Annotated in this window: 18 protein-coding genes, 2 tRNA genes and 1 riboswitch; of the genes, 9 read left to right on the forward strand and 11 right to left on the reverse strand. The window is 72.0% G+C overall.

The annotated features are described in order from the left end of the window. Positions 1–495: 495 nt before the first annotated feature. The 4 genes from ACFY6S_RS21445 (at position 496) to ACFY6S_RS21460 (ending at position 6,041) form a co-directional block, all read left to right on the forward strand. Entirely contained in the window at positions 496–2,052 is a 1,557-nt protein-coding gene (locus tag ACFY6S_RS21445; RefSeq protein WP_388823924.1) for an MFS transporter, read from the forward strand. Between the two features lie 234 nt (positions 2,053–2,286). Further along, positions 2,287–3,531, forward strand: a complete 1,245-nt coding sequence (gene lhgO, locus ACFY6S_RS21450; RefSeq protein ID WP_388824814.1) for an L-2-hydroxyglutarate oxidase — start codon at positions 2,287–2,289, stop codon at positions 3,529–3,531. A 327-nt stretch (positions 3,532–3,858) separates the two neighbouring features. After that, a complete protein-coding gene (gene trmB, locus ACFY6S_RS21455; protein ID WP_388824817.1) occupies positions 3,859–4,593 on the forward strand; it encodes a tRNA (guanosine(46)-N7)-methyltransferase TrmB in 735 nt (244 codons plus the stop codon). Positions 4,594–4,697: 104 nt separating this feature from the next. After that, positions 4,698–6,041 (forward strand): PrsW family intramembrane metalloprotease, encoded by a 1,344-nt coding sequence (locus ACFY6S_RS21460; protein ID WP_388823926.1) that lies wholly within the window; start codon positions 4,698–4,700, stop codon positions 6,039–6,041. A 76-nt stretch (positions 6,042–6,117) separates the two neighbouring features. Here the strand turns inward: ACFY6S_RS21460 and ACFY6S_RS21465 are convergent, their stop codons facing one another. The 7 genes from ACFY6S_RS21465 to ACFY6S_RS21495 form a co-directional block, all read right to left on the reverse strand. Next, a complete protein-coding gene (locus ACFY6S_RS21465; protein WP_388823928.1) occupies positions 6,118–7,062 on the reverse strand; it encodes an aldo/keto reductase in 945 nt (314 codons plus the stop codon). Between the two features lie 121 nt (positions 7,063–7,183). Continuing rightward, on the reverse strand, positions 7,184–8,251 hold the full coding sequence (locus tag ACFY6S_RS21470; RefSeq protein ID WP_388823930.1) for a M23 family metallopeptidase: 1,068 nt from the start codon (positions 8,249–8,251) through the stop codon (positions 7,184–7,186). 11 nt (positions 8,252–8,262) lie between these two features. Beyond that, positions 8,263–8,419, reverse strand: a riboswitch (cyclic di-AMP (ydaO/yuaA leader). A 318-nt stretch (positions 8,420–8,737) separates the two neighbouring features. Beyond that, the gene (locus ACFY6S_RS21475; protein WP_388824820.1) at positions 8,738–9,829 is read right to left on the reverse strand and encodes a PP2C family protein-serine/threonine phosphatase; all 1,092 of its coding nucleotides are present in this window, start codon (positions 9,827–9,829) and stop codon (positions 8,738–8,740) included. 528 nt (positions 9,830–10,357) lie between these two features. After that, positions 10,358–10,431: transfer RNA gene (locus ACFY6S_RS21480), tRNA-Met, on the reverse strand. 61 nt (positions 10,432–10,492) lie between these two features. After that, complete coding sequence (locus ACFY6S_RS21485) at positions 10,493–10,654, reverse strand: hypothetical protein (protein WP_388823932.1); 162 nt, start codon at positions 10,652–10,654, stop codon at positions 10,493–10,495. Between the two features lie 191 nt (positions 10,655–10,845). Further along, a complete protein-coding gene (locus tag ACFY6S_RS21490; protein WP_388823934.1) occupies positions 10,846–11,061 on the reverse strand; it encodes a hypothetical protein in 216 nt (71 codons plus the stop codon). Positions 11,062–11,227: 166 nt separating this feature from the next. Next, positions 11,228–11,800 carry a TetR/AcrR family transcriptional regulator gene (locus ACFY6S_RS21495; RefSeq protein WP_388824823.1) on the reverse strand — a complete coding sequence of 191 codons (573 nt, stop codon included), beginning with the start codon at positions 11,798–11,800 and terminating at the stop codon, positions 11,228–11,230. Between the two features lie 111 nt (positions 11,801–11,911). Between ACFY6S_RS21495 and ACFY6S_RS21500 the strand changes: the two genes are divergently transcribed. The 5 genes from ACFY6S_RS21500 (at position 11,912) to ACFY6S_RS21520 (ending at position 15,656) form a co-directional block, all read left to right on the forward strand. Further along, positions 11,912–12,922 carry an NADP-dependent oxidoreductase gene (locus ACFY6S_RS21500; protein ID WP_388823936.1) on the forward strand — a complete coding sequence of 337 codons (1,011 nt, stop codon included), beginning with the start codon at positions 11,912–11,914 and terminating at the stop codon, positions 12,920–12,922. Between the two features lie 430 nt (positions 12,923–13,352). After that, positions 13,353–14,579: a helix-turn-helix domain-containing protein gene (locus ACFY6S_RS21505; protein WP_388823938.1), complete on the forward strand. Its 1,227-nt coding sequence runs from the start codon at positions 13,353–13,355 to the stop codon at positions 14,577–14,579. Positions 14,580–14,740: 161 nt separating this feature from the next. Then, complete coding sequence (locus ACFY6S_RS21510; protein WP_388823940.1) at positions 14,741–15,100, forward strand: hypothetical protein; 360 nt, start codon at positions 14,741–14,743, stop codon at positions 15,098–15,100. Next, entirely contained in the window at positions 15,100–15,411 is a 312-nt protein-coding gene (locus ACFY6S_RS21515; RefSeq protein WP_388823942.1) for a hypothetical protein, read from the forward strand. Before ACFY6S_RS21510 ends, ACFY6S_RS21515 begins: the two co-directional genes overlap by 1 nt. Before the next feature lie 50 nt (positions 15,412–15,461). Then, positions 15,462–15,656: a helix-turn-helix domain-containing protein gene (locus tag ACFY6S_RS21520; protein WP_388824826.1), complete on the forward strand. Its 195-nt coding sequence runs from the start codon at positions 15,462–15,464 to the stop codon at positions 15,654–15,656. Between the two features lie 336 nt (positions 15,657–15,992). Here ACFY6S_RS21520 and ACFY6S_RS21525 read toward each other — a convergent pair whose 3' ends face one another. The 4 genes from ACFY6S_RS21525 to ACFY6S_RS21540 form a co-directional block, all read right to left on the reverse strand. Beyond that, on the reverse strand, positions 15,993–16,529 hold the full coding sequence (locus ACFY6S_RS21525) for a DUF6415 family natural product biosynthesis protein (protein ID WP_388823944.1): 537 nt from the start codon (positions 16,527–16,529) through the stop codon (positions 15,993–15,995). Positions 16,530–16,615: 86 nt separating this feature from the next. Next, the gene (locus ACFY6S_RS21530; protein ID WP_388823946.1) at positions 16,616–17,860 is read right to left on the reverse strand and encodes a helix-turn-helix domain-containing protein; all 1,245 of its coding nucleotides are present in this window, start codon (positions 17,858–17,860) and stop codon (positions 16,616–16,618) included. A gap of 326 nt (positions 17,861–18,186) precedes the next feature. Beyond that, positions 18,187–18,259, reverse strand: a tRNA-Lys gene (locus ACFY6S_RS21535). Between the two features lie 143 nt (positions 18,260–18,402). After that, positions 18,403–20,634, reverse strand: coding sequence for a DEAD/DEAH box helicase (locus ACFY6S_RS21540; RefSeq protein ID WP_388823948.1), 2,232 nt, complete (start codon positions 20,632–20,634; stop codon positions 18,403–18,405). Positions 20,635–21,051: the final 417 nt, after the last annotated feature.

Below are 21,051 nucleotides of genomic sequence, written 5' to 3' on the forward strand. Positions count from 1 at the left end.
GGGCCCGCGGAGGGCCTACGGGAGCGGGTCCGGGTGGGGGCAAGCGCCCCTGGCATTGGCCATGTGGCGGAGAAACAGTCCTCGGCCCATAGGCAGCATTCAGCCAATCTCCGTGCCCAGTACGGCGCTTGAGCGCCGTCATATGTTCAGTCCGGGAGGCGAATCCCGCCTCCCGGACTGATCCACCGCCCGCGGGGATTGGGGCGGCGGGATCCCCCAGCCCACTCGTTCCAGTACGCAGTGGGCCGACCCACGCAGGTCTCATGGAAGCCCGGACGCTCCTTCCCGGCCAAGAGCGCACGGCCGGGCGCACGGCCACACGCCGGGAGCACGGGGCACCGTCCGGACGCCTGTGCCGCGATCCGCGTACGGACAACAATCCCGCCATCCGGAAGTCCGCCCCTTAACGGCCCGGATGTGGCGAACTACGCTGGGTTTACGAATGCCGCGCGCCTATGCCGCGACGCGGCGGCCGTCTGTGTCGAGGGGTGGCGCATGTCCAGAGAGCAACGAGGGCCGAACGAAAAACTCGGAACCGTTCTCGCCCTCGCGGGAATCAGCAACGCCGGCCTCGCCCGGCGGGTCAACGACCTCGGGGCCCAGCGAGGTCTGACCCTTCGCTACGACAAGACCTCCGTGGCGAGATGGGTGTCGAAGGGGATGGTTCCGCAGGGTGCGGCGCCCCATCTCATCGCCGCCGCCATAGGAGCCAAACTGGGACGCCCCGTCCCGCTCCACGAGATAGGTCTCGCGGACGCGGATCCGGCCCCCGAGGTCGGACTGGCCTTCCCGCGCGACGTGCGGGAAGCGGTGCGCACCGCCACGGAGTTGTACCGGCTGGACCTCGCGGGACGGCGGGCGGGCAGCGGCGGCATCTGGCAGTCGCTGGCCGGATCTTTCTCAGTGAGCGCTTACGCGACGCCGGCCTCCCGGTGGCTGATAACGCCCGCCGACTCCTCCGTCGCACGTGACGCGGCGGAGGCGGAGGCGGCGCGGGGGGCGCACGGCGCGGGAAACGGCGGACCGGCCCAGCACAACGGGCAGGCCGCGCAGAACGGGCACGGTGGTGCGGAGGCGAGGGCCGCGGACGCCAAGAACGCCGAGGCCAAAGGGGCCGAGGCCGCGGGCGAGATCCTACGGGTCGGCCACAGCGATGTCGCCAAGCTGCGGGAGGCCGCGTCGGACGCCCGGCGCTGGGACTCCAAGTACGGCGGCGGGGACTGGCGTTCGTCGATGGTCCCCGAGTGTCTGCGGGTCGACGCGGCACCGCTGCTGCTCGGCGCGTACAGCGACGAGGTGGGCCGGGGCCTCTTCGGGGCCACCGCCGAGCTGACCCGGCTGGCCGGCTGGATGGCCTTCGACACCGGGCAGCAGGAGGCGGCGCAGCGCTACTACATCCAGGCGCTGCGGCTCGCGCGCGCGGCGGCCGACGTCCCGCTGGGCGGCTATGTCCTGGCCTCCATGTCGCTCCAGGCGACCTACCGCGGCTTCGCCGACGAGGGCGTCGATCTCGCCCAGGCGGCCCTGGAGCGCAACCGGGGCCTGGCCACCGCCCGCACCATGAGCTTCTTCCGGCTGGTGGAGGCGCGGGCGCACGCCAAGGCGGGCGACGCGGCGGCGGCCGGGGCGTCGCTCAAGGCGGCGGAGGGCTGGCTGGAGCGCTCCCGCGAGGGCGACTCCGACCCGTCCTGGCTGGGGTTCTACTCGTACGACCGGTTCGCCGCCGACGCCGCCGAGTGCTACCGGGACCTGAAGGCACCACGTCAGGTACGCCGGTTCACGGAGACGGCGCTGTCCCGGCCGACGGAGGAGTTCGTGCGCTCGCACGGCCTGCGGCTCGTCGTCAGCGCGGTCGCCGAGCTGGAGTCGGGCAACCTCGACGCGGCATGTGCGGCCGGCACACGCGCCGTGGAGGTGGCGGGCCGGATCTCCTCCGCGCGCACCAATGAGTACGTACGGGATCTGCTGCACCGGCTGGAGCCGTACGGCGACGAGCCCCGGGTCGTCGAGTTGCGGGAGCGGGCCAGACCGCTCCTGATGGCGCCGGCCTGACCGCCCGGCGGAACGGGCGTACCGGCAGGTACGACATATGCCTCCGGTCGTACCCGCCGGTATGCCCCACCTGCCGCGGGCCGGGGCGGGAGCGGGGCCGGCGGCCGAGGTGCGGAGGGGGCTCCGCCCTGTGCACGCTCGTGGTTTAAGCAGGTCGTCCGCGGGCCAGTGCACATAGCGGGGTGGGAGGTGACGCGGGGTGGGAGGTGACGCGTGACGGGCGGAGACGCGGAGGTGGGGGGCGCCGAGGTCGCGCGACCGGGCTTCCGGCGCGCGGGGTTCGACTGCGATGTCCTGGTGATCGGCGGCGGCATCGTCGGATTGTCGACGGCGTACGCGCTCACCCGCGCCGCACCCGGCACCCGCGTGGTCGTCCTGGAGAAGGAGCGGGGCCCGGCCCGCCACCAGACCGGCCACAACAGCGGAGTGATCCACAGCGGCGTCTACTACCGCCCCGGCTCGCTCAAGGCGCGGTACGCGGTGCGCGGCTCCGCCGAGCTGATCGCCTTCTGCGAGCGCCACGGCATCGCGCACGAGATCACCGGCAAGCTGATCGTCGCGACCCGGCGGGACGAGCTGCCCCGGCTGCACGCCCTGGCCCAGCGCGGCCGGGAGAACGGCATTCCGGTGCGCGAGCTGGGCCCGGCGCAGATCGTGGAGTACGAGCCGCAGGTGCGGGGCCTCGCGGCGATCCGGGTCGGTACGACCGGGGTGTGCGACTTCACGGCCGTCGCCGAGCGGCTCGCCGCCTCGGCGCTGGAGTCCGGCGCGTCCGTGCGGTACGGCGCGCGGGTCACGGCCGTCGACCGCCGCGCCTGGGGCGTCGCGGTCCGCACGGACGCCGGGGAGACCGTCAGGGCGCGCGCCCTGGTGAACTGCGCGGGGCTCCAGTCCGACACCGTCGCCCGGCTGGCGGGCGACGACCCCGGCGCCCGGATCATCCCCTTCCGGGGCGAGTACTACGAGCTGGCCCGGCCGGAGCTGGTACGGGGGCTGGTCTACCCGGTGCCCGACCCGGCGTTCCCGTTCCTCGGCGTGCATCTGACCCGGTCCGTCGACGGCACCGTCCATGTCGGACCCAACGCCGTCCCCGCCCTCGCCCGCGAGGGTTACACGTGGTCCGCCGTACGCCCCGCTGAGCTGGCCGCCACCCTCGGCTGGCCCGGCACCTGGCGTACGGCGCGCGAACACTGGCGGTACGGCGCGGGCGAGCTGCGCCGCTCGCTGTCGAAGCGCGCCTTCGCGACGGCCGTGCGCCGGCTGCTCCCGGCGGTCACGGACGCGGACCTGCGGCCGGCGGCGGCCGGGGTACGCGCCCAGGCCGTGCTGCGCGACGGCACCCTGGCGGACGACTTCGTGATCCGGCGCGCGCCCCGTACGGTCCATGTGCTGAACGCGCCGTCCCCGGCGGCGACGGCGTCGCTGCCGATCGGGCGCGAGGTGGCGGCGCTGGCGCTGGCGGCGCTGGCGGAGGGATGAGCGGGGGGGCGGCCCCCCTGGCGGGCGGGGCGCCGGGGGCACTCGGCGGGCTCCGTAGAATTGGGGCACCGCGGCCGGGCACGCGCGGAGCACCGGACCACCGAGTCACCGGAGCACCGGAGCACCGGGCCGCCTCTGGTGAACCAGCCGGCGCACCGGCCGGCGCACCGGCGTATCGGGGCAGCCGACCGGCCGAACAGACCTGACGCGCCGAACACACCGAACAGACCCAGCAGACCGAGCAGACCCAGCAGACCGAGACGGATGAACGACATGGCCGAGGCGCCCGAGATCAGCGACGTGACCGGCGCGGCCGGCGCCCACCCCATGAGCCGGCTGTTCCCCGACGGCACGGGCCCGGCCGCCGACCCCGCCGGCTCCCACTTCGAGCGGCGTATCCGCAGCTTCCAGCCGCGCCGGAGCCGGGTGACCACCGGCCAGGCCGAGGCGCTGCGCCGGCTGTGGGGCGCGTGGGGCACGGATATCGACGGGCAGCGCGTCCTCGACCTGGACGAGATGTTCGGCGGCCTGCCGGTCGTCCTGGAGATCGGCTTCGGCATGGGCGAGGCGACGGCGCGGATGGCCGCCGCCGACCCCGGCACCGGCATCCTCGCCGTCGACGTGCACACCCCGGGTCAGGGCAATCTGCTCCGGCTGGCGGAGGAGAACGGGCTCTCCAACGTCCGGGTCGCCAACGGCGACGCGATCATCCTGCTCAGGGAGATGCTGCCGGCCGCCTCGCTCGCCGGACTGCGCGTCTACTTCCCCGATCCGTGGCCCAAGAAGCGGCACCACAAGCGGCGGCTGATCCAGCCGGAGTTCCTCACGCTGGCGGCCGGCCCGCTCAAGCCCGGCGCCGTGGTGCACTGCGCGACCGACTGGGAGCCGTACGCCGAACAGATGCTGGCGGAGCTGACGGCCCACCCCGGCTACGAGAACACCGAGCCGGGCGGCGGATACGCGCCACGGCCCGCGTTCCGGCCGCTGACCCGGTTCGAGGGCCAGGGGCTGGACAAGGGGCATGTGGTGCACGACCTGCTGTTCCGCCGCGCGGGCGGCTGACGCCGGGCCGGCGCCCGGTGGGCGTACGCGGGGCCCCGCACGCGGCCCGCGTCTCACCCCCCACTCCGTCGACCGCTGTCAGTGCCCCTCGTTAGGGTCATCGGGTGTCAGAACCGTCCTCGCAGCGCCTCGGCCACCGTCCGGCGATCCCTGTCTACGAGCAGCAGGAGCGTCTCGGCGAGCTGTGGAGCGCCGTGCCCGAGCCCGCCCGCAGGCGCTACCGGCCGCGCGGCGCGTTCTGGCGGCGTCGGGCGGTGCGGACGGGGGGCGTGATCGTGGCGCTCGCCCTGTGCGCCCTCGTGATCCTCGCGCTGGTCCGCGACGAGACCGGGACGCAGGGCTTCCTGGTCGGCCTCGGTCTGGCCGTCCTGCCCGTACCCCTGCTCGTGGCCGCCTTCCGCTGGCTGGACCGGGTGGAGCCGGAGCCGTGGCGGAATCTGCTGTTCGCCTTCTCCTGGGGCGCGTTCGCCGCCGCTCTCGTCGCGATCATCGCGAACTCCTTCGCGACGGAGTGGATAGCCACCGCCACCGCGGACCCGGCGGGCGCGGAGTCACTGGGCGCCACGGTGATCGCCCCGGTCGTCGAGGAGAGCGTCAAGGCGGCGGCGATCCTGCTGATCTTCCTCTTCCGCGGACGGTCCTTCACGGGTCTGGTCGACGGCGTCGTGATCGCGGGCCTCAGCGCCACCGGCTTCGCGTTCACCGAGAACATCCTCTACCTCGGCAGCGCCTTCGGCGAGGACCAGCACACCGGCGACTCGGGTCTCGCGTCCGTCACCGCCGCGACCTTCTTCGTACGGATCGTCATGTCGCCGTTCGCGCATCCGCTGTTCACCGTGTTCACGGGCCTCGGCTTCGGACTGGCGGCGGCGGCCGACCGGCGCCGCAAGGTCCGCCGGGTCGCGTTCCCGCTGCTCGGTCTGGTGCTCGCGATGGGGATGCACGCGCTGTGGAACGGCTCGGTGGACCTCTTCGGCCCGCTCGGCTTCTACGCGGTCTACGCGGCGTTCATGGTGCCGGCCTTCGCCCTGCTGACGTGGCTGGCGATCTGGAGCCGCCAGCGCGAGCTGCGCACGATAGCCGGGGAGTTGCCCGCGTACGCCAGGGCCGGCTGGATCAACCCGGCGGCGCCCCACGCGCTCTCCTCGATGCGGGCGCGGCGGATGGCGCGGGACTTCGCGGGGCGTACGTTCGGGCCGAGGGCGGCCGACTCGGTCGGGGAGTACGAGGCGTTCGCGACGTCTCTGGCTTTTCTGCGCCACCGCGCCCGGCGGGGCGCGGTGGGACCGGACTTCGCCGAACGGGAACGGGAGCTGCTGCACCATCTGTGGCAGCGCGGAGAGATAGCCGGGCCCGCGCTGACCCATGCGGCGCGGGCCACCGGCCGGGTGTGGGCACCGCCGCCGTACATCGACTACGACGGCTACAACCCGTACCGCCAGTACTGATACCCGGCGCGGAAGGGTACCCGCGTACGTACCCCGCCGCGCCGCGGACGGCCATGCTCCGGCGGGGTCGGGCGGGCTACTCGGACGCGGCCGTCAGCTCGGCCAGCTCATCCTCCGTCAGCTTCAGCTCCGCCGCCGCGAGCAGCGCGGGCAGCTGGTCCGTCGAGCGGGCGGAGGCGATCGGCGCGACGACGGTCGGCCGGGACGCGAGCCAGGCCAGGGCGACGGTCGCGAGTTCCGCGCCGTGCGCCTGCGCGACGCGGTCGAGCGCGCCGAGGACCTTCACGCCCCGGTCGCTCTCCAGATACTTCGCCGCGCCGCCGGCCCGCGCGCTGTCGACGGTCGTGCCCGGCCGGTACTTCCCGGTGAGGAAGCCTGCGGCGAGCCCGTAGTACGGGACCGCCGAGAGCCCGTGTGCGGCCACGGTGTCCTGGAGTTCGCCCTCGTAGGTGTCGCGGGAGACCAGGTTGTAGTGCGGCTGGAGCGCCACATAGCGCGCCAGCCCGGCGCGCTCGGAGAAGGCGAGTGAGGCGTTGAGCCGCTCGGCGCTGATGTTGGAGGCGCCGATCGCGCGGACCTTGCCCTCCCGCACCAGCTGGTCGAGAGCGGTGATGATCTCCTCGACGGGCACGGACTCGTCGTCGTAGTGCGTGTAGTAGAGATCGATGTAGTCCGTGCCCAGGCGGGTCAGCGACGCCTCGGCGGCGGCCTTGATGTTGGCCGCCGACAGCCCCTTGTACCGGGGGTGCGCGCCGACCTTGGTGGCGAGGACCACGTCGGAGCGGTTACCGCGCGCGGCGAACCACTTCGCGAGGACGGACTCCGACTCACCGCCCTGGTGCCCCGGAATCCAGGACGTGTACGTGTCGGCGGTGTCGATGAAGTTGCCGCCGACTGCCGTGTACCCGTCGAGTACGGCGAACGACTCCTTCTCGTCGGCGGTCCAGCCGAAGACATTGCCGCCGAGGTTGAGCGGGTAGACCTGGAGGTCGGACTTTCCGAGCGTACGCAGTTCAGTCATGCGTTGTTCCAACGCGGAACGCGGCCGTCCCATTCCCCGGCCCGACGTCCTGAAGACCGGCATCGGCCCGGGGCGGGAGGGGGCCGGGTCCGGGGAGCGGACCCGGAACCGGCCGGGGTTGTCAGGGGTTGATGCCCTTGCCGTGCAGCCAGGCCATCGGGTCGACACCGGCGCCGCCGGCCGTGTGGACCTCCAGGTGCAGATGGGGCCCGGTCACATTGCCCGTGGCGCCGACCCGGCCGATGACGTCGCCGGTGGAGACCTTCTGGCCCGCCGTGACGGTCATCGAGGACTGGTGGGCGTACCAGATCTCCGTACCGTCATCCAGCTCCAGGACGGTGCGGTAGCCGTACGAACCCGACCAGCCCGCCGACTTGACGGTGCCGCTGTGCACGGCCTTGACGGGCGTGCCCGTGGGGGCGGCGAAGTCCAGGCCGGTGTGCTGGCCGGAGGACCAGAGCGAGCCGGCCTGACCGAAGGTGGAGGTGATCGTGTACGACGAGGTGGGAAGGGCGTAGCTGGCGGCCAGCTTGGCGAGGCGCTCCGCCTCCGCCTTGGCCTCGGCTTCCGCCTTGGCCTTCGCCTTCGCCTCCGCGGCTTCCTTCTCGGCCGCGGTCTGCTGCTTCTTGGCCTGCGAGGCGGCCTCGACCGCTGCGGCGGTCTCGGTGGCCGCCTTCTGGGTGGCGTCGGCCTCGGCCTGCTGCTGCTCGGCCTGCTGGAGGATACGGGCGCGGAGCGCCTCGCCGGCGGTGGTGCCCTGCTCGCTGTCCGCGGCCGTCAGACCGGCGGAGGTGAGGGGCGCCTGCGCCAGAACCTCCGACGCGGTGTCCCGCTCGGCGGTGGAGGAGGACCCCATGCCCGGAAGGGATGTGGCGTCCGGGAGATTGTCCGCGATGACATCGGGCAGGGATATGGAGACGGCGGGCTTGTCCTGGGCCGTGGCGATGCCTCCGGCGCCGACGGCGGCGATGACACCCACGCCGAGGACCGTGGAGCTGCGGGCGAGTCCGCGCTGCTTGGCGACGCGGTGCCGGCCGCGTACGGGGCGGACGGTCTCCTCGGTGGGGTTCCACTCACCCCAGGACCTCTCCGCCTCGCCGCTCTCGCCCAGGCCATGGCCGTAGGGGAGATTGTCAGCCGGTGCGACGGTTGCTACGGGCCCTTCGAGGGCAGGCTTGTTGGACGCCACTGGGGCGCACTCCTTTCCTTCCTTCTCGCCTACCGGGTTAGCTGACGGGTTCGGAGCAGGAAGGTCTCCTACGAGGGTTCACGCTGCCCGCGCAAGGCAGCGAAAGCTCCCGATTCACCCCAATTGATGGTTCCCCGGTTCCCTCGCGGGATTCGGCGCGTGCGGCACGGTGCCATCTCTGGCGACGGCTGGGACAACCGCGCTGCGTTATCGAACGTTAATAGAGACCAGGGCGTTATTCCAAGCTGTTCCCGATGATCGTTAACAACTTCGCAACGGACACACCGGGACACAAGAGCGCTCAAACGGGCGAGTTGACCGGCCGTCCGGCACTTTCACGTTTCTGATGGTGTGTCATCTGTTATGCGGAGGGGCATCCGGCGATCACACAGCGTGGTGATCGCGCGACGGGGCCCGTCCGCTCACGGAACGGCCACGCCGGTGCCGCTCGCCCGCTCACGGAAGGACCACGCGGGGGCGGCGCGCTCACGGAACGATCGGCATCGTCCTGCGCCGCTCCGGCTGCGTCGGCGAGGGTCTGCTGACCGCGAGCAGCGCCATGTCGTCCTGGCTCCCGCCGCCGGTGTGCAGCCGTACGTCGTCGATCAGCGCCTGGAGCAGTTCGTCGGGCCCCGGGAAGATCCGCCCGTCCAGCCGGTCGCGCGGGGCGTAGAAGACGCCCTCGCGGTCGCGCGCCTCGGTGAGCCCGTCCGTGTAGAAGAGCAGCGTCGCACCGTCGGGGTACGGCTTCTGCTCGGCGCGGTCCGGCCACGAGCCCAGCTCGCTCATCCCGAGGGGCAGCGCGGGATCGCTCGGGACCAGAATCCGTACGCCCCCGTCCCCGAGCATGATCAGCGGTTCGGGGTGCCCCCGGTTGAGCAGCCGCACCACGGCCTCACCGTGCGGGATCTCGGCGAGCACGGCCGTGGTGAACCCCTCGAAGACATCGACCCCGGCCCGCCGTGTCCCCTCGCGCAGCAGCGCGCGCTCCAGCCGCCGCGCCACCCCCTCCAGCGACGCCTCCTGCTCGGCGGCCTCGCGGAAGGCGCCGATGAGCACGGCGACCGCCTCGACCGCCTCCAGCCCCTTCCCCCGTACGTCTCCGACCACCAGCCGCACCCCGTAGGGCGTGTCCTGTACGGCGAACAGGTCACCGCCGATGAAGGCGCCCTCCTGCGCCGCCTCGTACCGCGCGGCTATCCGCAGCCCGCCGATCCGCTCGGCGGGTCTGGGCAGTACGGCGCGCTGGGCGGTCTCGGCGATGATGCGGGCGGAGGCGAGCCGCTCACCGCTGCGTCTGACGACGCCGGTGATGTACAGGGCGAGCAGGGAGACGACCAGCACGGTCAGCAGCTGGCTCAGCGACTCCAGGGTCATCAGCGAATTCGCCCGGATGTGGAGCACGATCTCGGCGACCAGGGAGATGACGGAGACCAGGAACGTGCCGAGCAGCGGATAGAACGGCGCGGCGACCAGCGGCGCGGCGGCGAAGAGGGGCGCGGCGGTCACCCGGGTCGGGGTGGAGATGTCGAGGACGATGCCGCCGATGATCACGAGGGCCGGGAGGAACGTCACGATCCGGCGCCCGGCCCGACCGCGCGCACCGGGCCGCCGCCACGAGTCGCGACCGCGGCGGGTGTGCTTCGCGTGCTCCTCGCCGAGGTCGCCCGGCCCCCAGAAGCCCGCGCCGTCGGCCGCCCAGAACGCACCGCCGCCACCGGCCCGCCGGCCGTGGCCGCCGATGCTCGCGTAGAGCTTGCTCAGCTTCCCCACCAGTCGTCTCCTGCCCGGTCCGCTCGCGGCTGCGGACGGTACCGCGTCCACCCAGGCTGGCCGTCACCGCCGGGGGCGGCGACTCACCGTCGGCCGAGTGGGCTACGGTCCGGGCCCGGTGCCGGGTGCCGGTCGCCCGGCCCGCGTCCCGGCGAGGTCCCGGTGACGTCCCGTACAGCACAGCCGTACTTTTCACGGTACTTGTCAGGGCTTGTCATGGCTTGTCGTGCCCTCCCGCGCCCGAACCGCCGCCGGGGGAAGCCGCCGGAATCGCGTCGCACGCACGACGAAGGCCCGGATTCACCAGGAATCCGGGCCTTCGTTTTCTTCCAGTAGCGGGGACAGGATTTGAACCTGCGACCTCTGGGTTATGAGCCCAGCGAGCTACCGAGCTGCTCCACCCCGCGCCGTTGAAGACAACTCTACGGCATCCGGAGGACGGTCATGACCACCCCCTGCCGGAGCGGGTCAGGCGGCCTCCAGCACATCGGCCCGCACCGCGGCGGCCCACTCGACCAGCAGTCGCTGATAACGCTCCTGGTCAGCGGGGAGGAGCACGCCACCGGACCGCGTCCACAAGGCGCGGATCTCCTCATTGACCACAGCGGCGGACCTGATGGGCCGGGCCACGCGGGCACCACGTAAGGCGCCCCGGGCACCGGAAGAAGAAATGGATGAGGAAGCGAACATAGGAACAAGGCTACGGCCAGCCACTGACAATCGGCAGAGCGTATCCCCGTACATCCGTCCGAGTGACCCGACTCACCTTCCTCCGCCCGTCCTCCGCGCAGTCGCCAGGCCCCCTCCGCGCCTGACCCGGCTCATCCCTCGGCGCCGTACTCGTGTGCGGGTCCGCCCTGCCACTCCACCCAGGCGGGGTCGTCCAGCAACTCCCAGGCATCGGGCAGCCCGGCCTGCCGGAGGAACTCGATCAGGTGGTCGTCGGAGTGGGCCAGCCCCATGATCCGCCCCCGCACGGTCACCCGCCGGCCCCCCGTCCCGGACGCTCGGTGTACGACGATCGGCACTTCGTTCATATGCTCACACCACTCATACGGCCAAGGGTGCGACGTTCTCGCGCCGACCGCAGCATCTGGCCGCCGCACTTTCCGGAGCGGGGGCCCGGCAGCGCCGGTCAGCAGCCGGCCGGGGCGCCGCGTCCGCCGGTGAGCCGGTCCCCTCTCGGCTACGGGTCCGGGGGTGTCATTCCGCCTCGGCCCGGCCGCTTCCCGCGCTCGTCAGAATCGCGGTGGCGACCACCTCGAAGAGGTGGTCGGCGCGCGGCGCGAGCGAGGGTTGGTCGCCCAGCCAGGCGAGCGCCGCCACCAGCGCGAACAGATCGGCGCCATCGATGTCGGTCCGCGCCGCGCCCGCGGCCTGGGCACGGGCGAGGAGCCGTGCGCCGGCCGCGCGCAGGGTGACGCACGAAGCGTGCAGCGCGGATTCGGTGTCGTCGATGGCGGCTGCCATGAGGACGGTCACACCCCGGTACTCGGTTGTCCACGCGACGCAGTCGCGCAGCCACGAGACGAGAGCGTCTTCGGGCGGCCTCGACGTCGCGAACTCGTCGGCCTTCGCCGTCAGTGCGTCGAAGCTCGTGCGAAGCAGGGCATCGAGCAGCGCCTCGCGCGTCGGGAAGTGACGCAGCAGCGTCGCGAGCCCGACATTGGCCCTGCGCGCGATGTCACGCAGGGACACCTCGACGCCTTGCTCGCCGATGGCGGTGCCCGCTACTGCGAGCAGGTGGTCGCGGTTCTTCCTGGCGTCGGCCCGCATCTGCCCCTCTTGACTATCCGGATCAGTGGTCCATATATTCGGATCAGTGGTCCATTTATATGGATCGCTGATCCGGATAAGCGTATCCCGCAGCACGGGCAGGAGAAAACGATGCCGACACCCACGATGAGAGCGGTCCGGCTCCATGAGCACGGCGGCCCCGAGGTTCTGCGGTACGAAGAGGTGCCGGTTCCCGAGCCGGGGCCGGGCGAGGTGCTCGTACGCGTCCACGCGGTCGGCGTCAATCCCCCCGACTGGTACCTGCGCGACGGCATGTCCAACCTGCCTCCGGAGACGAGGCCGGCGTTCGACCTGCCGGTGATCCCGGGGACGGACCTGTCGGGCGTCGTCGAGGCCGTCGCCTCGGATGTGGCCGGCTTCGCCGTCGGCGACGAAGTCTTCGGCCTCCTCCGCTTCCCCAGCTTCGACGGCAGCACCTACGCCGAGTACGTGGCCGCTCCCGCGTCGGACCTCGCGCTCAAGCCGGCCGGCATCGATCACGTGCACGCCGCCGGGGCGCCCATGGCCGGGCTCACCGCGTGGCAGTTCCTGATCGACCTCGGGCACGATCACCCCTCGCCCTTCCAGGCGGCGCGGCATCGCCCGGTACCGCTGGACGCCGACGTGACGGTGCTCGTCAACGGCGCGGCGGGCGGGGTGGGGCACTTCGCGCTACAGCTGGCGAAGTGGAAGGGCGCACGGGTCATCGCGGTGGCGTCGGGCGCGCACGAAGCGTTCCTGCGCGAGCTGGGCGCCGACCGGTTCATCGACTACACCAAGAGCCGCCCCGAGGAACTCGTACACGACGCCGACGTCGTTCTCGACACCGTCGGCGGCCCCGGCAGCAAGCGTTTCCTGCGCACGCTCAAGCGCGGCGGCTCCCACTTCCCCGTCTTCTTCGGCGAATTCGACGAGGAAGAGACCGCCGGGCTGGGTGTCACGGTCACGGGCACGCAGGTCCGCTCGAACGGCGCGCAGCTGGCCGAACTGGGACGCCTGCTCGACGCGGGCACGGTCCGCACCGCGATCGACAGCACGTTCACGCTCGCGGACGCCCGAGCAGCGCACGAACGCGCCGCCCGGGGGCACATCCAGGGCAAGATCGTCCTCGCGGTCGCTTAGGAACGAGTCGTTTCACCGACGCGTCCGGCGCTCGCCCCCGGGGGACCTGTGGCCTTCGAGGCAGGACCCCGGAACCACGCCGGGAACGCCGACGGCCCCCGGTCGGATGCTCTCCGACCGTAGCCCCCGCGCGAGCGGGGGTGGTCCCCGCTCCGCGAACCGGCAGGCCCCCGGCTGACGGTAGTCCCCGCGCGAGCGGGGGGCCCGGGCCGCGAGTTTTCGCCCGCCACGTCCGCGTGCCCACCTGCTCCGCCGTGCCCCTCCGTCCCAGCATGCAGGCTCGGGCGGAGGGCACTCTTTCGTTCTTCCCCAGGGCCGCACGTGGGTGGGAACCTGGCGACGACCGCGAGAGTTTACGCAGATGATGCCGACGGGTCTTTGTGCGGCTCGTAGCCTGGCATCCCGAACACACGTACTGGGGGCAACAGCCATGGCAGCACGTCACATCGGGAAGAACATTCGTGAGGTGCGCAAGGTCCGGCAGCTGACCGTGCGCCAACTCGCCGGGAAAATCGCGGTCAGCGTGAGCACGCTGGAGAAGTACGAATCCGGCGACCGGAACCCCCCGCCCGGCGTCATCGCCCAGTTGGCGCGCCACCTCCACGTCGGGCCCGACCGGCTGACCGGGCAGCCCTACCTGGGCGGCGCCGAGACCGACGACCAGGTCCAGGCGGTCATCCCCGAGCTGCGTCGCGTACTCCTCACCTACGACAACCCGGACGATTTGATCACCGCTCCACGCCCACTCGCGGTGCTGGCCGCCGAGATGGATCACGTGGCGCGGATGCGGCAGGACGGCCAGTACGTACCGATGGGCCCGCTTCTGCCCGGCCTGCTCTCAGAGCTGACTCACGTGGCCCTCGCCGCCCGTGGTGACGAGCAGCGCCGTGCGTTCTGGTGGCTCGCACGCGGGTACCGGGCAACGAACTCACTCGCGCACAAGCTCGGGTACCACGACCTCAGCCTGACGGCGGTGGAGCGCGTGCACTGGGCGGCCGACCGCTCCGGCGACGCGCTCATGCAGGTCACGGCTGCGTACCTCAAGGCCGGCGCGATGGTCCGCATGGCCGCGTTCGGATCGGCCCGGCGGCTCCTCGAGGGCTTGGAGCAGGAAGTGGAGCGTCTGGCTCCCGAGGCTGCTCTGTCGGAAGCGCAGACAGCGATACAGGGCGCGATCTTGCTGAAGCTGGCGATCCTGGAAGCACGGGACGGAGCGCCAGAGCGGTCTGCGCAGCGACTGGCGGAGGCAGCTGCCGCTGCCGGCATGGTGCAGCGGGACACAACGCACTACGAGATGTCGTTCGGGCCCACGAACGTGCGGATCCACGAGGTGGCGGCTCTGATCGACTCGGGGGATACGGAGCAGGCCCTGGCCCGACTGCGGGAGTGGGGAGCCGAGCAGGACCGTACCGAGTGGGAGCTGCCCGATGGCATCGCCGCGGAGCGGGCGTCGCACCACCACATCGACGTCGCGGCGGCACGCCTGGCAGAAGGAAACCGCAGCGGAGCGTTCGCCGATCTGGTACGGGCGCGGGCCACCAGCCCGGCACACACCCGGTTCCATCCGACGGTGCGGCATACGGCCGCAACGCTTGTCCGTCTGGACCGTCACCAAAGCAACGCAGTCGCCGCGTTCGCTCGATGGACGGGCGTGTGACCCTCCGTCAAGTTTCGTGACAGAAAATCATCCGCACACTTTGTGAGGAACCCCCACACTTGTACGCGGGAGGATCCCGTCACTCATCCGTCGAGTGAGGGGATCCGCGCGTGTCCGACATTTCGATCAGGGCAGCCGAGGATGGGCTAGCATCTGCTGACATGAATTCCGACCGGACGCGGCGGTGGTTCAGCAGCGCACGAATCGCACTGCTACCGCTCGGGAAGCGGTGGTCAGCCGCCGAGGCGCCGGAGCGCGAGGGCCTCACAGCCGCTGCCGAGGTGCCCGGCCCGGTCATCCACGATCCTGCCGGCCGGAGCCTCTACTTCCTCGTCCCTGTGGGCATCGACTGGGACGCCATCGGCGAGACCGAACGGCTCGAGAACACCTATTACCTCGCCGTACCCCGGCCTACGGTCACCGGGCGCCCTGGGCCCTACAGGCTCTCGGCGCCCACCGGCGACGGCCGTTTCGTCAATCCCAGCCAGCTCCGCGCCGCGCTGCTCGCGGAGACTGCCTGATGAGCCGGGCTCAGCCGCCCCCGCCAGGGTTCCTCGCGGGCTGCACGCTGTCATCGTGGCTGGACCTGACCCAGGCCGGGCCCACGGCGTGGCCGCTGATCGGCCACAGCCGCCCGCGGCGGGCGCGTGAAACGGCAGCAAGCATCGAGGCTGGCCCGCAGGCGCTCGCCGACAGCATGGGACTGCGGCCGGCCACATCACGCATTCCGCGCGTCAGCGCGCGGTTGCGTATCCGCGCGCTGACCGTGGCCCTCGACTACGGCCACGACGACTACCTGCTGAGGGTGCGGTTTGTCGAGTGCGCGAACTGACTGATGGTGACTCATGGATCGCGGCCCGGCGACAGGCCATAGGCGGTCGCGTGCGCGCCGCGCGCCTCGCGCAGAACGCGACCCAGGAGCAGCTGCACCTCGCGGCTGGGATCGACCGAGTGACGCTCCAGCGAGTCGAGGCTGGCGAGGACACCCTCGTCTCCACTCTGCTGCGCATCGCCCCAGCGCTCGAAGTGCCGCTCTCCGAACTGGTGGTGGAGGAGGCGGACCGGCCGGGGCGGTAGACAGGCCGCGATCAGGGTCTGACCGCGGCGACGGTCACCACGACGGCGACGGCCGCCGCAGCCGCCAAGCAGGCGAGGAACGTGAGCCCAGCGGCGATCACCGCGACCATCACGCATCTCTGGCCAGGCTCCTCGTCCCTCATCCGGTACGGGCCGCCAGGACCAGCCCGAGCGCGATGAGGCCGCAGCACACCGTCACCCCGAGCCCCCAGCCGATATCGGCGACCGCACGCCGCGTGGTCCTCTTCATAGCTGCTCCTGGTCGGTCGGGAAGCCCCGGCCGGTGTCCACGGGGGACGACGGCCAACCGGAGCGGTAGGGGACCCCTGGGGTGTGTCAGCGGCGAGGTGAGAACGGCGCCCGGTTGGGCTCGGCCCACGGATCCCGTCGGCAGTCACGGTGCCGGGTGACCTCCGGCGCGGCCCCGGATCCGGTCTCGACGGGGGCGGTCACGACTGCCTGGCCGGGAAGGATCGGTTCGTTGCAGTAGGCACAGAACATGCGGTCCTCCTGTGTCGCGTCCGGTCCGTAGTGCTCCAGCAGCCACTCGCACCAGCGGCGTAGCAGCTCCAGCCGGACGTACCCGGACATCCGTGTGAGCGGCTTGGCTGGCTGCTCGGTCTCGGCCCGGATGCCGTCCAGGGTGGATCTGATGCCGTACCACTCGTGGCCGCCGCGCCACAGGGTGGCCGCGTGCGCCTCGGCGGCGGGAATCATGGCCTCGATGTGCTGCCGCAGGGCGACGGTGACGGTCGCGAGTTCCGAGGGGCTCGCCCGGAGCCCGGCGAGTCCGGCGGCCTCGGCGAGGGTGGCCTCGATGGCCGGGCGGGCAGGGGTGGAGACGCAAGCGGGGGCATGCGATGGATCGACCACGGGGCGCTCCAGTGACGGGCGGTCAGGTGATGTTCCGACCGTAGGAGCCCACCGTGGCCACAGGGGGCACAGTTTGTGCCCCCTCGTCAGGCAGCGAGAAGTCCGAGCTTCACCGCGAGGGCGGACGCCCTCTGTCGCCGGCCCGGGTGCCTCGACTCGGACTCTTCGAGGACGATGCGCTTCGCGTACCCGTTGTACTTGATCGTCTCGGGGGCCGACTCGTGGGCGCGGGCCAGCGTGTCGAGCGCGACATCCGGCTGTCCGTCCAGCTGGTAGGCCCGCGCCTCTTCGATCCGGTGCCGGGCCCGGCGCGGCCGGGAGGGAATCGGCATAGCGTCGGCGGCGGCGGCCTGGCGCACGGACTCCCCACCGGAGTGCAACTCGACAGCGACGGTGACGGCGTGCGCGCCCATGATTGCTCGGCCGAAGCTCGTCACCGGGTGGAAGTAGCCGGCCGGCAGTCGCGCGGCCATGTCCCGAGCCTGGTCCCAGTAGCGCCAGGCTGTGCCCGTCTCCGCTCGCCTCGCGGCCGTGTACCCGGCCTCGAAGGTGAGCGCCCCGGCGATGGCACGTACCTCGTCAGAGGTGTCAGGCAACAGCGGCGTGAGGTACGCCAGCGCCTCGGCTGTGACGTCGTCCGCCGCGTCGAAGTGGCCGGAGTCCCGGTGGGCCTGCGCGGCGAGCCACGCGGCGACACCGATCGTGTGTGGATCCTCGGACTCCTGCGCGGCGATCATGCCCCGCTCGGCCACGCGCCACAGCAGCGCGGCGTCCGGCTGGTACGCCACGAAGAACTGCGCCAGCGAGTAGACCTCGGACAGCGCGGCCTGCGCCGCGCGCCTGTCGGTCGCCCGGTCCGATTGCCGTACGGCCCGCTGGGCATCCCGGATGAGATCGGGCAGCAGCGCCCCGATGACGTCCCGGTGGTTCGGTGCTTCGTGGCGGGCCTGCCAGGCGCGTGCCAGCCGTGCCCGGATGTGCCGGGCCGAAGGCGCCTGGGCGGAGTCAGACAAGGGGAAGCGGTTGATCGCGGCCTGGACCGCAGGAAGCCGAGAGTGGCCGGGACCGACGAACAGGTCGACGTGCACCGATTGGTCTCCCGTGAGTTCGGACAGGTCACGCACCCGCAGCAGCTCGGCGAACTGCAGGACCAGGTGCAGCTTCGGCGTCTTCAGCCGGCCGGTCTCGACGGCCTTCACCCATGACCCGGTGCGCCCCATGAGGCCACCGAGCTGTTCGCGTGTCATCCCGCGACGCGTTCGCAGAAGTTGAAGTCTCTGCCCGAAGGCGAGGGGATCGGTGTACGGGTCCGGGGTAGCATCAGCAGGCATGGCCTTGCCCCTCTCTGTCCAGCTCGTCACTGCCAGGGTATGGGGCACGGCTCTTTCTGTGTGAGGTACGTCATGAAGAAGCGCCCCGCCCTCCCGGAGGAGAGCGGGGCGCGGTCATGCCCAGGGGCTGAGGCCCAGCTCGGGCGGAGGCTCGGGAACCGGATCGCCATCAGGGGCGACCCGCCGGCCCCACTTCACCAGGGCCACCAGAGGACCACCCCCGCTCGCGCGGGGACTACACATCTCCGCTCACGCACCGCTCACGCAGCAGCCCGAGAAATCAGGATGGCCCCAGGCCAGACAGTGTCTGACCTGGGGCCGAGGTGTAGGCCATGTCGGACTCGAACCGACAACCAACGGATTAAAAGTCCGCTGCTCTGCCAATTGAGCTAATGGCCCTTGGCACAACACCCATGAGCATAACTCGCCGGGGGCGGTGTGCCGATCGGGTATCCCCCCATGGGGATGTCGCCGGTCAACGGGCAGGGCCCGTGGCCACCTTGAGGGTGAACACGGGCCCTGCCACGTGGACGGCGGACGGATCAGCCGTTGCGCTTCCAGCGCGGCTTGTCGTCACGGCGGCCGAAGGAGCCGGTGCCGGTGCCGGTGCTGCCGCCACGGTGGTCGTCGCGGCGCGTGGCCGGGCGGTCGTGGCCGCTCGTGCGGGCGCCGGCGGCCGGACGGTCGTCGCGGCGGTCGCGGTTGACCGGGCGGTCGCTGCTGCGGTGGTCACGGCGCTCGAAGGGGCGCCCGCCACGGTCGTCACGGCGCTCCGGACGGTCCCCGCGGTCGCGGTTGAAGCCGCCGCCCGTGCCGCCGCCACGGCGGTCGTCCCGGCGGTCGTCACGACGCTGGAAGCCGCCACGGTCGTCACGGCGGTCGCCGCCGCGGTCGCGGTTGAAGCCACCGCGGTCGTCGCGCCGGTCGTCACGGTTGAAGCCGCCCCGGTCACCGCGGTCGTCGCGGTTGAAGCCGCCCCGGTCGTCCCGGCGGTCGTCGCGGCGGAAGCCGCCACGGTCGCCGCCCCGGTCGTCACGCGGCGTGTAGCCACGCGCGCCGCCCCGGCCGCTGCGCTCGCCTCGGTCGTCACGGCGGCCGAAGTTGCCGCGGTCGTCGCGCTGCGGCGACTGCTGCGGTACGGCGGCAGCGGCGGCGGCCGCCACCTCGCGCTCGGCCTCGGCGATGACCTCGGCCACCGCCACCTCCGGGTCGTCGCCCCGCTCGCGCGCGGCGCGGGCGACCAGACGGCCGGCCTCCTCGCGCAGCTCGACGGCGCGGCGCTGGGCGCGCTCCAGCTGCTTGGTCAGGTCGGCGGCCTCGCGCTCGGCCTGCTTGGCCGCGTTGTTCGCGGAGTCGGCCTGGACCTCGGTGAGCGAACGGGCGCCGGTGATCTCGGCGACCTCCGGGTCGAACGCGCCGGCCCCGCCGACCATGTGGCGCGTGGCGTCGACGCCCGCGTCCTCCATCAGCCGGAAGATCTGCCGGCGCTGGTGCGGCAGCGACAGCGAGACGACGACGCCGGACTTGCCGGCGCGCGCCGTACGGCCCGAGCGGTGCAGGTAGTCCTTGTGGTCGCCGGCCGGGTCCACGTTCAGCACCAGGTCGATGCCGTCCACGTGGATGCCGCGCGCGGCGACGTCGGTGGCGACGAGCGCGTTGACGTGGCCGTCCTTGAAGTCCGCCAGCGTCCGGGTACGGGCGCCCTGCGTCATGCCGCCGTGCAGCGCGTCGGCCTTCACACCGGACTCGCGCAGCTGCTCGGCGATACGGTCGGCGCCCAGCTGGGTCCGTACGAAGATGATCGTGCGGCCCTTGCGGGCGGCGATGGCCGCCGTGACCGGGGCCTTGTCCTTCGGCTTCACGACGAGGACGTGGTGCGTCATGGTCGTGACATTGCCCTGGGCGCTGTCGACCTCGTGGCTGACCGGGTCGGTCAGGTAGCGCTTGACCAGCGTGCTGATCTCGTTCTCCATGGTGGCGGAGAAGAGCATGCGCTGGCCGCCGGCCGGCACCAGGTCGAGCAGCTCGGTGACCTCGGGCATGAAGCCCAGGTCCGACATCTGGTCGGCCTCGTCGAGGATCGCGATCTGGACCTGCTGGAGCGAGCAGGCGCCGCGGTTGATGATGTCGCGCAGCCGGCCCGGGGTGGCGACGAGGATGTCGACACCGCGCTCCAGGGCGTACATCTGGTTGCTCATCGACGTACCGCCGCAGACGACCTTCATCTTCAGGCCGAGCACGTCGCCGTACGGCTGGAGCGCGTCCGCGACCTGCATCGCCAGCTCACGGGTCGGGGTGAGGATGATGCCGCGCGGCTTCTTCTTCTCCGTGTGGCCGCCGGAGAGCGTCGCCAGCAGCGGCAGACCGAAGGAGAGGGTCTTGCCGGAGCCGGTACGGCCACGGCCCAGGATGTCCTTGCCGGCCAGGGCGTCCGGGATGGTCGCGGCCTGGATCGGGAAGGGGGCGGTGACGCCGTTCTGGGCGAGCTTGCGGACGATGCCCTCGGGCAGGCCCAGGTCGGCGAAGGTGAGGCCCGGCGCCTCGGCGGGCTCAGCGGCCCCATCGGTCTCGGCGGAGACGGCGGTCTCGGCCGTCTCGTCGGCGGGAGCGGCGGAAACTGAGGGGCCGTCAGTCACAGGGGCCTCGGGGGTCTCGGGGGACTCAGCAACCGTCTCGGGGGCCGCTACGGCCTCTTCCGGGCTCGCGACGACAGCGACCGCTTCGGTGGTGTCGTTCTCGGGCATGACGGCGTGGTCAGTACTGGAAATGGACATGCGAAATGCGAAACCTTCCGGAGTCTCGGCACGCGCCCAAACTCCGTGAGAATTCGCAAATCGACCGCCTCAATGCGGTCAGCCACGGCAAGGGAGAGTACGCGCCACGCGGCGCTCTTCTGTGTCGGCGCCGGGCAATGATCAAACGATCTACTACCATACGCACTCTCCCCCCTCCCTGGCAAGCCGATGGGCGAATCCGTCGGCGAATCCATCCATGACCCCCGGCGCGAGCCCCCGGCGCGAACCCCCCGGCGGCCCGGACGGCGGGTCAGCTCCGGACCGCCCGGCTCACGCCACACCCCCGGGCCCGCGCCGGTCCTCGCCAGCCGCTCCCGGTCCACGCCGGCCGCTCCCGCCCTCACCGGCCCGCGCCGGCCGTTCCCGCCCGCGCCAGCCGCACCCGCCCGCTTCCGG

The sequence above is a fragment of the Streptomyces sp. NPDC012835 genome, from assembly GCF_042900885.1.
In the GTDB taxonomy this organism is placed as follows: Bacteria; Actinomycetota; Actinomycetes; order Streptomycetales; family Streptomycetaceae; genus Streptomyces.

Bases quoted from the DNA above. Each gene is read 5' to 3' on its own strand.
- ACFY6S_RS21445 (WP_388823924.1), top strand. From the start codon at position 496: ATGTCCAGAGAGCAACGAGGGCCGAACGAAAAACTCGGAACCGTTCTC.
- trmB (WP_388824817.1), top strand. From the start codon at position 3,859: ATGAGCCGGCTGTTCCCCGACGGCACGGGCCCGGCCGCCGACCCCGCC.
- ACFY6S_RS21465 (WP_388823928.1), bottom strand. From the start codon at position 7,062: ATGACTGAACTGCGTACGCTCGGAAAGTCCGACCTCCAGGTCTACCCG.
- ACFY6S_RS21490 (WP_388823934.1), bottom strand. From the start codon at position 11,061: ATGAACGAAGTGCCGATCGTCGTACACCGAGCGTCCGGGACGGGGGGC.
- ACFY6S_RS21495 (WP_388824823.1), bottom strand. From the start codon at position 11,800: ATGCGGGCCGACGCCAGGAAGAACCGCGACCACCTGCTCGCAGTAGCG.
- ACFY6S_RS21500 (WP_388823936.1), top strand. From the start codon at position 11,912: ATGCCGACACCCACGATGAGAGCGGTCCGGCTCCATGAGCACGGCGGC.
- ACFY6S_RS21505 (WP_388823938.1), top strand. From the start codon at position 13,353: ATGGCAGCACGTCACATCGGGAAGAACATTCGTGAGGTGCGCAAGGTC.
- ACFY6S_RS21510 (WP_388823940.1), top strand. From the start codon at position 14,741: ATGAATTCCGACCGGACGCGGCGGTGGTTCAGCAGCGCACGAATCGCA.
- ACFY6S_RS21515 (WP_388823942.1), top strand. From the start codon at position 15,100: ATGAGCCGGGCTCAGCCGCCCCCGCCAGGGTTCCTCGCGGGCTGCACG.
- ACFY6S_RS21530 (WP_388823946.1), bottom strand. From the start codon at position 17,860: ATGCCTGCTGATGCTACCCCGGACCCGTACACCGATCCCCTCGCCTTC.
- ACFY6S_RS21540 (WP_388823948.1), bottom strand. From the start codon at position 20,634: ATGTCCATTTCCAGTACTGACCACGCCGTCATGCCCGAGAACGACACC.